This window comes from Bradyrhizobium erythrophlei, from assembly GCF_900129505.1.
GTDB lineage: Bacteria > Pseudomonadota > Alphaproteobacteria > Rhizobiales > Xanthobacteraceae > Bradyrhizobium > Bradyrhizobium erythrophlei_D.
This window is the reverse complement of sequence record NZ_LT670818.1, coordinates 9,024,948-9,038,240: the sequence shown is the minus strand read 5'-3', so window position 1 is coordinate 9,038,240 and position 13,293 is coordinate 9,024,948. Positions and strand designations below refer to the sequence as shown.

The following is a 13,293-nucleotide window of genomic DNA, read 5'->3' as shown; positions in this document are numbered from 1 at the left end:
TTGGCGATCCAAATCCTTCGCGATCTTCGTGGTCTGCGCGTCCTGGTCGTTCATCCCCCGGACAACGAACGCGTCAGGCTGGTCGAGCACCTTCGTCGCATCGGCTGCATGGTCGAGATGCACTGGCCGGTCCCCGAATGCTGGAGCGATGGTTGCGACGTGATGCTGCTGGCCGTCGAGCATGACGTCAGAGCCGATATTCAGCGCCTGCTGAAGTCAAACGACGGAACGCGGCCGACACTGATCGCCATCGTGGGTTATGAAGACCCGAGCACCCTGCAGCTGGTGCTGGAGGCAGGCGCGGTCGCCGTCATCGAGCGCCCGATCCGCCCTTTCGGTCTGCTCACGAACCTCACGATCGCGCGCAGCATCTGGCTCGAGAAACGCGAGACCGAAAAGCGAATCCGAAAACTTGAACGCAAGCTTTCCGGCATTCAGCGAATCCAGAAAGCCAAAGCGATCCTGATGGATGGTCAGGGATTGAGCGAAGCCGAAGCCTACGAAAGCATCCGCCGCCAGGCGATGGCGAAGCGCCTGTCGATGGACGACATGGCGGCTGCGATCATTCATGCAAATGAACTCTTGCAGTACCGCGCAAAAGATGTTTAATTTTTGCAACTGCGATGGGACGGGGAAGTTCTAGACGCGGTTATCGCTGGATCACCGATGATGTTGGTCCGGCTTGGCTAGGTAAGCCCGAGAGGTCCGTGAGGATCTCGCGGGCTTTTTTTGTTTGGCGACCGGGAATCGGCACGGATCTGCTCGGGTCCGCTGGCCCTGGGGGAGTTTTTGATCTTTTTTGGCTCGAAACAACGCGCTTCGGCGTGAACGGAACCGGCATGCCTGGTTACGGGCAGCCATCAGGGGAGTGTGTCACTATGTCGATTGATCGGCGTAAGTTCTTGAAAAGCAGCCTGCTTGCGACAACCGGGGCGATCGCTTCGCCTTACATCATCAGTAGTCCGGTGCGTGCCGCGGGTACGGTGAATGTGGGCGTATTATTCTCGTTAACCGGTGGTCTCTCGATTATCGAAAAATCGCTGCACGATGCGACGCTGATGGCGATCAGCGAGATCAACGCCGCGGGTGGCGCCAAGGGCATGAAGATCAACGCCATCGTCGAGGACGGTGCTTCGGATCCGAAGACCTACAACGAAAAGGCCTCGAAGCTGGTGATCCAGGATCGCGTGCCGACCGTGTTCGGCTCCTACACCTCGGCAAGCCGCAAGGCCGTTCTTCCGGTGTTCGAGAAGCGCAACAATCTGTATTTCTATCCCACCTATTACGAAGGCTTCGAGTGCTCCAAGAACGTCGTCTACACGGGCGCCGTTCCGAACCAGCAGCTCTCAAACTTCATCCCCTGGATCATCAAGACGCTGGGCAAGAAGAAGTTCTTCATCGTCGGATCGAACTACATCTACCCGCGCGAAATGGCGAAGGTATCGAAGATCCTGATCGAGAAGAACGGCGGCGAATGGATCGCGGACGAATACCTCGAGCTCGGCCATTCGGAATGGGGCTCCATGGTCAACAAGATCAAGTCCTCGGGCTGCGACGTCGTGCTGTCGAACGTCGTCGGCGACTCCGTGGTCGCGTTCTACCGCGAATACAAGAACCAGGGCCTGACCCACGACAAGCTGCCGATCTGCGCCACGGTCACTTCGGAGATCGAGATCGCCGCGATGGGACCGGAATACGCGGTGGGAAGCTACACCTCGTTCCCGTATTTCCAGGCCATCGACACCGACCGCAACAAGGCATTCGTCGAACGCTATCGCGCCTTCGTCAAGGACCCGAAGGCGGTGACGCATCACGCGCTGGAATCTTCCTACTTCCAGGTCTTCCTGTGGAAGCAGGCGGTCGAAAAGGCGGCGGAAATTACCCCGACTGCAATCAGGGACGCGGTGAAGGGGCAGGAATTCGACGCCCCGAACGGCCACGTGAAAATCGATCCCGACAATCTGCACACCTATCTTACGCCCCGCATTGCGCAGTGGCAGACGGACGGACAGGGCAAGATCATCGATGCCTACAAGGAGCCGACCATTCCGCTTCCTTACGTGGCGTACGGCGAAACGGAGAGCAATCTGTTCTGCACCGCCAAGGGACTCGATACGTCAAAGCTGAAAATCTGAACTCGGCGTCAATACCGGCTATCGCGCATCGGCGCGGTAGCCGGAGTGATGGGATTGCTCTGAATGCTTGAAGTCTTGTTTATCGGCCTCAGTCTCGGCTCGATCCTGCTGCTGGTAGCGCTTGGTCTCGCCATCACCTATGGCGCGATGGGCGTCATCAACATGGCCCATGGCGAGATGGTCATGATCGGCGCTTACGTCACCGTGCTCACAGGCATCTGGCTGGGCGCGAATATCTTCGTGGCCATTCCGCTGGCCTTCATCGTGACCGCGCTGATCGGGCTCGCCATCGAGCGCGTCATCGTACGCCGTCTGTACGGCCGCCTGCTCGACACGCTGCTGGCAACCTGGGGTATCGCGATCCTGATCCAGCAGGCGGTGCGGCTTGAACTGGGCCTGTCGTTCTTCGGCATCCATATCGCGGGATTGGGGCCCGGGCTGCAGAATGTCAGCGTTCCCGCCGTGCTGCAGGGAACGTTCATGCTGGGCAGCGCGGAGATCAACCGCTATCGCGCCTTCATCATCGTCGTGACGGCGGTGCTGACAGCGGCCTCCTGGCTGATCATGTACCGCACGCCGTTCGGCACCCAGGTGCGCGCGATCATTCGAAATCCGAAAATGGCCGAAGCCTGCGGCATCGACGTCGCGCGGATCAACGCGCTGACATTCGCGCTCGGCTCCGGGCTCGCCGGCATCGCCGGCGTGATGATGTCCGGCTTCAAGACCGTTTTCCCCGACATGGGCACGCCGATGGTGGTGGACGGCTTCATGGTCGTGGTGATGGGAGGCGTCGGCAGCCTGCTCGGGTCGGTGTTCTCGGCCGGCATCCTCGGCGAGATCAATGGGCTGGTGGCGGCCGGTACCAACGATATCCTGGCGCGGGCCGTGGTCTTTGGCGTCGTGATCATGATCATCATCCTGAAGCCCAAGGGCCTGTTTTCGCTTAAAGGGCGCTAACGCGATGTCCGACAAGCGCCGCGTCGAAATAGCGATCTATCTGGCGTTCTTCGCGCTGATCATGTGCGCGCCCTTGCTGCTGGATCCGTTTTGGCTCAACCGCATCGCCAAATATCTGGTGTTCGGCATGCTCGGCATCGCGGTGGCGCTGAGTTGGGGCTATGCCGGCATTCTCAATCTCGGCCAGGGGCTTTTCTTCGGCGCGGGCGCCTACATGATCGCGATGTCGCTCAAGCTAGCGAGCCCGACGAGCCTGCAGCAGGGCTCGGACAAGCCGGTACCGGATTTCATGCTGTGGAACGCCGAGCCCGGCGCGCCGACCGAACTGTGCTGCATCAACAAGGCGTCGTTCCTCTGGATTCCATTCCAGCACCAGTGGTTCGGTGTCGTCATGGGGCTGGTGTTGCCCGTCGTGATCGCCACGGGCATCGGGGTCATCGTGTTCCGCAAGCGCATCGCGGGCGTATTCGTGTCCATCATCACGCTGGCGCTGGTCCTCTTGGTGCGGCTCGTGGTGATCGACGCCCAGCCCATCACCAACGGCTTCAACGGGCTGACCGATCTCGGATGGTTCAAGATCGGAGGGTTCGAGTTCGATCCCTATATCGTTCCGACCTATTATTTCGTCGCGGTCGCGCTGTGCCTGGTCCTCGCGGGCGCGCGGCTGCTGATCGAGACCAGGGCCGGTCTGATCCTCCAGGCGATCCGCGACGACCAGAACCGCGCCCGCTATCTGGGCTTTGATGTACCGCTGTATCAGACGTTCTTCTTCGCGGTGTCGGCGGGGATCGCGGGCCTGGCCGGAATGTTCTACGTCGTCGTCTCGGAATTCGCCTCGCCCACCTTCATGGATCTCACCTTCTCGATCACGATGGTGGTCTGGGCCGCGGTCGGCGGGCGGTCGTCGATCCTCGGCGCCTGCATCGGCGCCATCGTGATCAACATGATTTCGGCCACCGTCAGCGAGACCCAAGGTTTCGCCGAAGCATGGAAAGTGATCATCGGCCTGATCTTCGTCCTCGTCGTCTTGTACCTGCCGCGCGGCTTTGCAGGCCTCGCGCACGATCTGGTCGATCGCCTTCTCGCCCGCCGCAAAGCGCCGCCGCAACACAAGGTCGGGGTCACCGACGCCTCGCAGCTGGCGGAGTAGGGCGGATGGCAGAGATCGCGCTTACCATCGATGGGCTCGGGGTCGACTTCGGCGGCTTCAAGGCCGTCAACGGCGTGTCGCTGACCATCGAAGAGGGTGAACTGCGCGTTCTGCTCGGCGCCAACGGCGCCGGGAAGACCACCCTGATGGACCTCGTCTCCGGCAAGACCAAGAGTACCGAGGGGCGGGTGTTTCTGAACGACACCGACATCACCAACTGGGAAGAACACAAGATCGCGCGCGCCGGCATCGGGCGAAAATTCCAGATTCCGAGCGTGTTCAAGGATCTGACCGTTCGCCGCAATCTCGAAGTCGCAAGCTGCCGAAATCCCGGCGTGCTGGCGAATCTGCGCTTCGGCTTCGACAAGGAGGCCGAACAGGACGTCGACCGGGTGCTCGAACTGATCGGCCTGACCGGGGAAGCCAACCGGCTCGCCGCCTATCTCAGCCACGGTCAGACGCAGTGGCTCGAGCTCGGTCTTTTGATCACGCAGAATCCGAAAGTGATCCTGCTCGATGAACCGACCGCGGGCATGACGCAGGCGGAAACCCACAAGACCTCGCAGATCGTCAACGGCCTCAAGGGTAAGCACACGCTAATCGTGGTCGAGCACGACATGGCGTTCGTGCGCGAAATCGCCGAGCGCATCACGGTCCTTCACCTCGGATCGGTGCTCGCGGAGGGCAATGTCGAGCAGATCGAAACCGATCCCAGGGTGCGCGAAGCCTATCTCGGATCGAAGGGGATCGGCTGATGCTCAAGCTGACCAATGTCGACAGCTATTACGACCGCAGCCACATCCTGCATGCGGTGTGCCTGGATATTCCGATCGGAAAGGTCACGGCGGTACTCGGCCGCAACGGCACCGGAAAGACCACGCTTCTGAAAACGCTGATGGGCCTCACCGACCGGATGGAAGGCCAGATCAGCCTTAACGGAACCGAGATCGGCAAGGAGCCGACCTTCCGTCGTGCCCGCGCCGGCATCGCCTACGTTCCCCAGGGCCGCGAGATCATTCCGGACTTCAGCATCCGCGAAAATATCCTGATGGGCGCGTTCGCGCGCACCGACGGCAAACGGCAGATTCCGGAACTGGTCCCGGAGCTGTTTCCCTATCTGATGGCCAATCTCGAGCGTGCCGGCGGCGTGCTTTCCGGCGGTCAGCAGCAGCAACTCGCGATCGCTCGGGCGCTTGCCGCCGACCCCAAGATCATCCTGCTCGACGAGCCCAATGAAGGCATCCAACCGTCCATCGTCGAGGAGATCGAAGCCATCATCATCAGGCTCAACAGGGAGGTCGGCCTGACGGTCGTCCTGGTCGAGCAGAATGTCCTGTTTGCGCGCCAGGCGTCCCATTGTTTCGCCATGATGGAAAAAGGGCGGGTCGTGGCGTCTGGTGCAATTTCCGAACTCAGCGATGAAATGGTCCACCGGCATATGGCGGTGTGATGCGGATCATCGCGGGTTCAAACTGAAGATCGACGACGAAGAAGTTCCAGTTATCAACCAAGCAAGGAGAACAACATGCTGCACGGCGATATCTCATCGAGCAACGACACGGTCGGCGTCGCCGTCGTGAATTACAAAATGCCGCGGCTTCACACCAAGGCCGAGGTGCTGGCCAACGCGAAGAAGATCGCCGACATGGTGGTCGGCATGAAGTCCGGCCTGCCGGGAATGGACCTCGTGATCTTCCCGGAATATTCGACCCATGGGATCATGTACGACTCCAAGGAAATGTACGAAACGGCTTCTGTCGTGCCCGGCGAGGAGACCGAGATCTTCGCGGAAGCCTGCCGCAAGGCGAAGGTCTGGGGCGTGTTCTCGCTCACGGGTGAACGTCATGAGGAGCATCCGAAGAAGGCGCCGTACAACACGCTGATCCTGATGAACGACAAGGGTGAGGTGGTGCAGAAGTATCGCAAGATCATGCCGTGGGTGCCGATCGAAGGCTGGTATCCGGGCAACTGCACCTATGTTTCCGAAGGACCCAAAGGCCTCAAGGTCTCGCTGATCATCTGCGATGACGGCAACTATCCGGAAATCTGGCGCGACTGCGCGATGAAGGGCGCGGAGCTGATCGTCCGCTGTCAGGGCTACATGTATCCGGCGAAGGACCAGCAGGTCGTCATGGCGAAGGCGATGGCGTGGGCGAACAATGTGTATGTGGCCGTTGCCAACGCCGCCGGCTTCGACGGCGTCTACTCCTATTTCGGCCACTCCGCGATCGTCGGCTTTGACGGCCGCACGCTCGGCGAATGCGGCGAAGAGGAATACGGCATCCAGTACGCCCAGCTTTCGAAAATGCTGATCCGCGACGCGCGCAAGAACGGACAATCGGAGAACCATCTCTTCAAGCTGGTGCACCGCGGCTACACCGGATTGATCAATTCCGGCGAAGGCGACCGGGGCCTCGCGGCATGTCCCTACGAGTTCTACTCGAAATGGATCGCCGATCCCGAAGGCACCCGCGAAATGGTGGAAAGCTTCACCCGCAAGGCGGTCGGAACGGAAGAGGCTCCCATCGAGGGCATTCCGAACAAGGTGGCCGCTCACCGCTGAGTCCTGAATTGAAGCTTCGCGTCGGCGCACTCGCGCCGGCGCGCAAGGGTTAGGGGAGGAGTTTGCTTATCCGGATCGGCGTTCTGGCTTTCGCTATTTATCCGTCCAAAGCGACGCATAACTCATAATAACAATCATCGGCTGTTCGCCGCCGCAGCCGCGACGGCGAGGAAGAGTCTCAGACGTGCCCCCGTAAACCCATTCATTGAAGGATGTTGTATTATGACCGGCAGTGTGACGAAACCAGGCTCCGTGGTCGATAACCTCCATGTTGCCGAAGATCAGGTCGATCATCTTCTCGGAGACGAGTACGAGCACGAACCCGTGCCGATGAGTGCGCGCCGCAGCGCGTTCTCCGTCACGTTGGTCTGGCTCGGCTTTCCCATGATCATCACGGGAGCAATGACAGGCTCAATCCTGGTGCTCGGCATGGGTTTTTCGCGAGCGCTCACCGCGATGATCGTCGGAAATGTCATCATGTTCGCTTACGTTGGGCTTCTCGGCCTTATCGGGACGAAGCGCGGCATGAACTTCGCCCTGATTGCCAGCATCGTTTTCGGCAAGAAGGGCTACGTCTTTGCATCGGGCCTGCTGTCGACCCTGCTGCTCGGCTGGTACGCGGTGCAGACGGGAATCACCGGCGCTCTCGTCAGTTCGACCTATGGATTGAACTATGTGGCCATGACGGTGATCGCCGGACTGCTCTATATAGGCATCACTTTCGTGGGCGTGAGGGGGCTGCATTATATCGGGTTGGTTTCGGTCCCGCTGTTCGTCGTCCTCGGTCTGTCAGTTGCGTTCGATGCCGCGTCCACCAGCACGGTGTCGGCAATCTTCAACTACGCGGGCAACAACGGCGTCGCGACGATGTCCACGGGCGTCGGTCTCACGGTGGTCCTTGCGCTGTTCATCGACGCGGGCACGGTGACCGCGGATTTCAATCGATGGGCCAAGACGCCGACCGCCTCGCTGGTGTCGACCTTCAGCGCGTTTCCGTTCGCCAATCTCGTTGCGATGCTGGTCGGCGGCGTGATGACGGCGGCGCTAGCGGTGCCGAACGCGAACCCGTTCGGCGCGGACAACATGTTCGGCTTCATGAACGGCAAGCAGATGACGTGGCTGAGCGCCCTGGCGTTCTTGTTCCTTTACGTCAATCTGGGCTCGGTCTGCTCGCACTGTCTTTATAATGCGGCAACGGGATGGTCGCGCATCCTCGGCAACCACATGCGTGTGATGGCGGTGATCCTTGGCGCGATCGGGATCGTCGTAGCTGCCGGCAATGTGTGGGCGTTCTTCATCCAGTGGCTGTCGCTGCTTGGCATCCTCGTGCCGCCTATCGGCGCGGTCATCCTTGTGGACCAGTATCTGATCCGGCCGAATGCGCAGATCGAAGCAGACTGGCGGCCCGAGGCTTTTATGGCCTGGGCGATCGGTTCGATCTGTGCCTTCATCGTGGAGGAGCGGATGCCATATCTCTCGACCGCGATCTCCGCGGCCCTCGTTGCGAGCATCGCCTACTACGCTATAGCCAAATCGCGCAGCGCCAGCGTGGCGGTGACAAAGCCCTTGTGATCGCCGGTCGGCCTTCACGGAGGCCGACCCAACGTTCCGGCATGAACCAGAAACCAGAAACAAGGGTGTCCGTCATGAGTCTCGATTACGAGGTCTACAATCTGGGCGACGTCAAGCTGCAGCGCGGGGCTACGTTGCGCGACTGTAAGTTGGCTTACAAAACGTTCGGGACGCTCAGTCCGAAGAAGGACAACGTCATCGTTTATCCGACCTGGTATTCGGGCCAGCACTACGACAATGAATGGCTGGTGGGCGAAAGTCGGGCGCTCGATCCGAAGAAATACTTCATCATCATCCCGAATATGCTCGGCAACGGCCTGTCGTCCTCCGCCAGCAATACGCCGGAGCCTTACAATGGCCCGCGCTTTCCGCAAGTGACGGCCTGCGACAACGTGCGGGTGCAGCACCGTCTTGTCACCGAAAAATTCGGCATCGAGCATATCCGGCTCGTGACCGGCTGGTCGATGGGCGCCCTGCAGACGTTCCATTGGGGCGCACTCTATCCTGGCATGATGGACCTGATCGCGCCATTCTGCGGGTCCGCGAAATGCTCGCGTCACAACTTCGTTTTCCTGGAAGGTGTCAAGGCCGCGCTGACGGCCGATGCGGCATGGAAGGAGGGCTGGTACACCGAGAAACCGCAACGCGGTTTGCGCGCGGCCGCACGGGTTTATGCCGGTTGGGGTTTTTCGCAGGCGTTCTATCGCCAGAAGCTGGATATCGAGGCGCTGGGTTACTCCTCGCTTGAGGATTTTTTGGTGGCGTTCTGGGAAGGGTTTTTCTTGCCGAAGGACCCCAATAATTTACTGACCATGCTCTGGACCTGGCAAAACGGAGACATCGGCGATAACGAGCTCTACAAGGGCGACTTCAAGGCGGCGCTCGGTGCGATCAAGGCCAAGGCCTATGTCATGCCCGGTGAGACCGATTTGTATTTCCCGCCGGCAGATAGCGAGTTCGAGGTCGCGCATATGCCGAACGCCAAACTTGTCCCCGTTCCCTCCGTCTGGGGCCATTTCGCCGGGGGGCCTGGCACCAATCCGAAGGATGTCGAATTCATCGATGCGAAACTAAAGGAGCTTCTTGCGTCGTAGGTGTTCAGCAGTCGGCGAAGGGGCCGGTCAATTGTTTTCTCGGGAAGGATATCTGGGCATGCCAAGCATCAACCACGCTCTTCGAACACCTGGCCTTTGAAAGGGTTGGCAGCGATGCTGCGCATTGATCATGTCGTTGGCAGCCGCCTGGAAGACGCGTTCTCGGAGGAAATACATCGCCTCGAGCATCGCGGTGCCGTGGATGAAGTCAATATCCCGATGGCCGACCTGGCTCGCCGGCGGCTGTTGGCGGTGACGCGCGCAGGCGAGGAGCTTGCGATCGCGCTGCCGCCTCACCAGAAGCTGTTCGACGGTGCAATTCTCCTGATCGACGGCGAGCGCGCGATCGTCGTCCGCGCCGCGACCGGGCGATGGATGCGGCTCGAGCCGCGTTCGATCAGCGACGCCATCGAACTCGGTTTCCAAGCCGGCAATCTGCACTGGCGTGTTCGGTTCCAGGGCGAGGCGCTGGTTGTCGCGCTGGAGGGCCGGCCCGAGGACTATACCGCGCGGCTGGAGGAAATGATTTCCGCGCGTCGTATCGGTGTCAGCATTCTGGACGAGGAGGAGGGCCGCGGGGCCGCCTCGGACCAGCAGACGGAAGACGGCCTGGCTGGCGCGACCTAGCGGCGCGCCAGCCGGAAATAGAGCTCGGACAGCCGCGCCGGCAAATCCTCGACGCGGGGCACCAGCATGGTGTTGCCGCGTCCGAAGATGCGGATCGCCGAATTCATCGCATGCGTTCCCAGCACCACGCCGAATCCGTCGATGCCGCGTGCCCGCAATCCGACCGCGGCGCGGCGCGCGTCCTCGACGAGATCGAGCGGATCGGCAACGTCGACATCGGACGGCTCGCCATCGGTCAGGACGATGACGAGTTTCCGAAAGCTGCGGGCGTGACTGATCAGCTCACCCGCGTGGCGAAGCGCGGTGCCGAGCCGGGTCGACAGCCCAGACGACAGCGCGGCCAGCCGTCCGACACATGCGCGGTCATAGGGTTCGCCGAAGGCCTTGACGGTGGTCATCTCGACATCGTCGCGGCCGTTCGAGGCAAAGGCCAGCATGCTGAAGGGATCGCCCAGCGCACTCATGGCCTCGGCGAGAACCGCGACGGCGAGCCGCTCGACGTCGAGAATGGAGGTGCCGGACGCCAGGCGATCGCGCGTCGATTCGGAAATATCGAGCAGCAGCAGGACCGCGAGATCGCGGTGCTTGGAGGTGGTGGCGCGAAACACGCGAGGGTCCGGTTCTTGCCGCATGCGCAGCGCGATCCCGGTATCGATCACCGCATCGACGTCGAGATCATGGCCGTCGAGCTGACGCTTGAGCCGGATCGTCCGCCCGACGCGGACGCCGCGGACCAGTCGCCGAATCCGGCTGCGCAAGACGTCGGCGCGGTCGAGTGCCTCTTCCACCAAACGCGGGTTGCCGGGCTTGGCAGTTACTTCGCGCACTGTGGTCCATTCCGGGCGTTCGACGCCGTGCGCGCGATCCCATTCGGGGTATTTCGCGATCACGACGCCGCGCTGGTCCGCGGCAACCGGTCGCGCGCGGCCGGTGTTGCCTTCATCCTCGCGCCGATCGGGACGCAGCTCCTGGTCCGGCTTCTCCTGCTGCTCAAGCCGTACCGCATCGACCGCGAGGTCGAGCGGTTCGCCGGAGGTGGGGGCGTCCTCGCCAAAATCCCAGAGGCCGAGACCATCGTCGCGATAGACCGGTTCGACGACATAGGTCTTGGCGTTGAACTGCACCCGCATCTGGCCGAGATCGTTGCCGAGCAACATGCCGATCTCGCGGCTGATCGCCGGGTCCTCCAGGCGCGGAAGCCGGGCTTCGAACATCTCGCGTCCCTTGGCGACAAAATTGTCGCCGTCCTCGTAAGCCGGGTCGAACAAGGCCCGCGCCAGCCGCACCAGCAGGGTCGGTGCCGTGGCGACGCCGGCCGGCATCGCGACATGATAGGGCGACCAAAGCTTGCGCAATCCCGGCAGCTGGCGCATCGCCAGCAGCTCGATGCGGGCGTCTTCGATCAAGGTGACGAGCGCGATTTGCAGCGGCTTCAGCTTGCCCACCGGAAACTTGGTCCCGCCGAAAACGAGATGGGCCTGGGCATGCGCGGCCGCGGCTCTGTAGAGCGCGTAGGCGGCCTCGCCCTGCACGCCGCGATAGATCTCCGGCAACCGGATCAGCGGCCCCGCGATTCCGGCACGGCGTTGCGCGGTCTGACCGGTGTCCGCCGGAAAACTGCGCAGCAAAGGCGGGCGGCCCCACAACGAAGTCACGAACGCTTTGGTCTGCCGCTCGGTTTCGGCAAAGCCGATGCCGGCCGTCGCGCGCGCCACCAGACGCTGCGCCAACTCGTCCTGCAGCGTGAAGAATTTCAGCCGTTTGCGTCCGTTGCCGGCCGCCAGTTTCAACCCGGCCGCCACAAAACTCTCGAAGGAGTTGATGTCGCCGGCGGCCAGGATTTCGCCTATGCGCGCCGCCGCCGCTTCCACCGATTCCGGAGCCTGCAGCGCCAGCTCGTCCATGGTGCGCCACCAGCGCGCCAGGCTCGCGCCGGTGCCGAGAAATCGGCGGGCGATCGCGACGGCCACGAGCGTGGCGGCCGCCGCCTGCGCGCCGGCGTTGCGGCAGATATTGGCCGCGGTGTGCGCGGCCACGATCAGCGATGCGACGCCCTCTTCGGTCGGCTGGTTTCGGCTGCGCTCCCAAAAAGCAACCAGGCAGGAAGGGCCGGCGTTGACGTCGGCGAGTTCCAGCACGCCCGCCGCCCAGCCCTCGAGTTCGTCGGCTTCGAAGCGCGCCGCGAGGTCGTCCCAGGCGGTGCGGAACAGCGGCCGCAGCGCCTCGCGCTGCCGCATCAGCAAATGGACGCGGCGGACCGCGCCATCCGGCTTGGCCTCGATGACCCGCAGCGATCCCGCTCGGACGGCGGCGCTCACGGGATACAGGCCTCGATCGCCGCGTTGAGCGCTTCGCGGATGTCATGATTGTCGGTGATCGGCAAAACGATGCTGGAGCGGACCGCGGCCGCAAGCGGCAGGCCGGCGCGTACCAGCCGACCGGCATGAATCAGCATCCGGGTTGATGCGCCTTCATCGAGGCCGTGGCCCTGAAGATTGCGCGAGCGTTCCGCGATGGCGACGAGGGTACCGGCCAGTTCGACGTCGGTTCCGGCCTCGCGCGCCACGATGGCGGCTTCGACTGATGGAGACGGATAGCCGAAATCGATCGCGAGAAAACGCTGCTTGGTCGATTCCTTCAGGTCCTTGACCGCGCTCTGGTAGCCGGGGTTGTAGGAGATCGTGAGCTGGAAATCGGCGTGGGCCGGCACGATCTCGTTGTGCTTTTCCAGCGGCAGGATCCGCCGCGCGTCCGTCAGCGGATGGATCACGACCGTGGTGTCCTGCCGCGCTTCGACGATTTCATCGAGGTAGCAGATCGCGCCATAGCGGACGGCCATCGTCAGCGGGCCGTCGTGCCAGACCGTGCCGTCCGGCTCCAACAGGAAGCGGCCGGCAAGGTCGGACGCGGTCATGTCTTCATGTGCCGCGACGGTGATCAGGGGTTTGGCCAGTCGCCATGCCATGTGCTCGACAAACCGGGTTTTGCCGCACCCGGTCGGCCCCTTCAGCATGACGGGCAGCCGCTCGGAAAAGGCCGCCTCGAACACCGCGATTTCGTCGCCGACCGGCTGGTAATAGGGCTCGGATGGGATTCGGTAGGCATCGAGGTTCACGCGCATCTCCACGGGACTGGTGCGTGGGGAGACCGCCTGTCGATGTGAAGACCTCCGCCCCTCCGCAAGTGGGGTTCGGC

At 62.1% G+C, this 13,293-nt stretch carries 12 protein-coding genes; 10 read left to right on the top strand and 2 right to left on the bottom strand.

Going from position 1 to position 13,293, the window contains the following annotated elements; translation table 11 throughout:
- The 10 genes from B5525_RS42770 (at position 1) to ureE (ending at position 10,098) form a co-directional block, all read left to right on the top strand.
- Positions 1 to 609, top strand: coding sequence for an ANTAR domain-containing response regulator (locus tag B5525_RS42770; protein WP_079572519.1), 609 nt, complete (start codon positions 1 to 3; stop codon positions 607 to 609).
- A 269-nt stretch (positions 610 to 878) separates the two neighbouring features.
- Complete coding sequence (locus B5525_RS42765) at positions 879 to 2,135, top strand: ABC transporter substrate-binding protein (RefSeq protein ID WP_079572517.1); 1,257 nt, start codon at positions 879 to 881, stop codon at positions 2,133 to 2,135.
- Positions 2,136 to 2,198: 63 nt separating this feature from the next.
- Positions 2,199 to 3,092 carry an urea ABC transporter permease subunit UrtB gene (urtB, locus tag B5525_RS42760; RefSeq protein WP_079572515.1) on the top strand — a complete coding sequence of 298 codons (894 nt, stop codon included), beginning with the start codon at positions 2,199 to 2,201 and terminating at the stop codon, positions 3,090 to 3,092.
- A gap of 4 nt (positions 3,093 to 3,096) precedes the next feature.
- The gene (gene urtC / locus B5525_RS42755; protein WP_079572514.1) at positions 3,097 to 4,242 is read left to right on the top strand and encodes an urea ABC transporter permease subunit UrtC; all 1,146 of its coding nucleotides are present in this window, start codon (positions 3,097 to 3,099) and stop codon (positions 4,240 to 4,242) included.
- 5 nt (positions 4,243 to 4,247) lie between these two features.
- Positions 4,248 to 4,997: an urea ABC transporter ATP-binding protein UrtD gene (gene urtD / locus B5525_RS42750; RefSeq protein WP_079572512.1), complete on the top strand. Its 750-nt coding sequence runs from the start codon at positions 4,248 to 4,250 to the stop codon at positions 4,995 to 4,997.
- The gene (urtE, locus tag B5525_RS42745) at positions 4,997 to 5,692 is read left to right on the top strand and encodes an urea ABC transporter ATP-binding subunit UrtE (protein ID WP_079572510.1); all 696 of its coding nucleotides are present in this window, start codon (positions 4,997 to 4,999) and stop codon (positions 5,690 to 5,692) included. Before urtD ends, urtE begins: the two co-directional genes overlap by 1 nt.
- 75 nt (positions 5,693 to 5,767) lie before the next feature.
- The gene (locus B5525_RS42740; protein ID WP_079572509.1) at positions 5,768 to 6,805 is read left to right on the top strand and encodes an aliphatic amidase; all 1,038 of its coding nucleotides are present in this window, start codon (positions 5,768 to 5,770) and stop codon (positions 6,803 to 6,805) included.
- A gap of 222 nt (positions 6,806 to 7,027) precedes the next feature.
- Positions 7,028 to 8,377 (top strand): purine-cytosine permease family protein, encoded by a 1,350-nt coding sequence (locus B5525_RS42735; protein ID WP_079572507.1) that lies wholly within the window; start codon positions 7,028 to 7,030, stop codon positions 8,375 to 8,377.
- A gap of 74 nt (positions 8,378 to 8,451) precedes the next feature.
- Entirely contained in the window at positions 8,452 to 9,471 is a 1,020-nt protein-coding gene (locus B5525_RS42730) for an alpha/beta fold hydrolase (protein WP_079572505.1), read from the top strand.
- 114 nt (positions 9,472 to 9,585) lie between these two features.
- The gene (ureE, locus tag B5525_RS42725) at positions 9,586 to 10,098 is read left to right on the top strand and encodes an urease accessory protein UreE (protein WP_079572503.1); all 513 of its coding nucleotides are present in this window, start codon (positions 9,586 to 9,588) and stop codon (positions 10,096 to 10,098) included.
- Here ureE and B5525_RS42720 read toward each other — a convergent pair.
- Complete coding sequence (locus tag B5525_RS42720) at positions 10,095 to 12,416, bottom strand: nitric oxide reductase activation protein NorD (protein WP_244567772.1); 2,322 nt, start codon at positions 12,414 to 12,416, stop codon at positions 10,095 to 10,097. The two genes, ureE and B5525_RS42720, sit on opposite strands and share 4 nt — an antisense overlap.
- Positions 12,413 to 13,213: a CbbQ/NirQ/NorQ/GpvN family protein gene (locus B5525_RS42715; protein WP_425305245.1), complete on the bottom strand. Its 801-nt coding sequence runs from the start codon at positions 13,211 to 13,213 to the stop codon at positions 12,413 to 12,415. Before B5525_RS42715 ends, B5525_RS42720 begins: the two co-directional genes overlap by 4 nt.
- Between the last annotated feature and the right edge of the window lie 80 nt (positions 13,214 to 13,293).

Coding starts and splice junctions, on each gene's coding strand:
- urtD (WP_079572512.1), top strand. CDS start 4,248: ATGGCAGAGATCGCGCTTACCATCGATGGGCTCGGGGTCGACTTCGGC.
- urtE (WP_079572510.1), top strand. CDS start 4,997: ATGCTCAAGCTGACCAATGTCGACAGCTATTACGACCGCAGCCACATC.
- B5525_RS42765 (WP_079572517.1), top strand. CDS start 879: ATGTCGATTGATCGGCGTAAGTTCTTGAAAAGCAGCCTGCTTGCGACA.
- urtC (WP_079572514.1), top strand. CDS start 3,097: ATGTCCGACAAGCGCCGCGTCGAAATAGCGATCTATCTGGCGTTCTTC.
- B5525_RS42740 (WP_079572509.1), top strand. CDS start 5,768: ATGCTGCACGGCGATATCTCATCGAGCAACGACACGGTCGGCGTCGCC.
- urtB (WP_079572515.1), top strand. CDS start 2,199: ATGCTTGAAGTCTTGTTTATCGGCCTCAGTCTCGGCTCGATCCTGCTG.
- B5525_RS42730 (WP_079572505.1), top strand. CDS start 8,452: ATGAGTCTCGATTACGAGGTCTACAATCTGGGCGACGTCAAGCTGCAG.
- B5525_RS42735 (WP_079572507.1), top strand. CDS start 7,028: ATGACCGGCAGTGTGACGAAACCAGGCTCCGTGGTCGATAACCTCCAT.
- ureE (WP_079572503.1), top strand. CDS start 9,586: ATGCTGCGCATTGATCATGTCGTTGGCAGCCGCCTGGAAGACGCGTTC.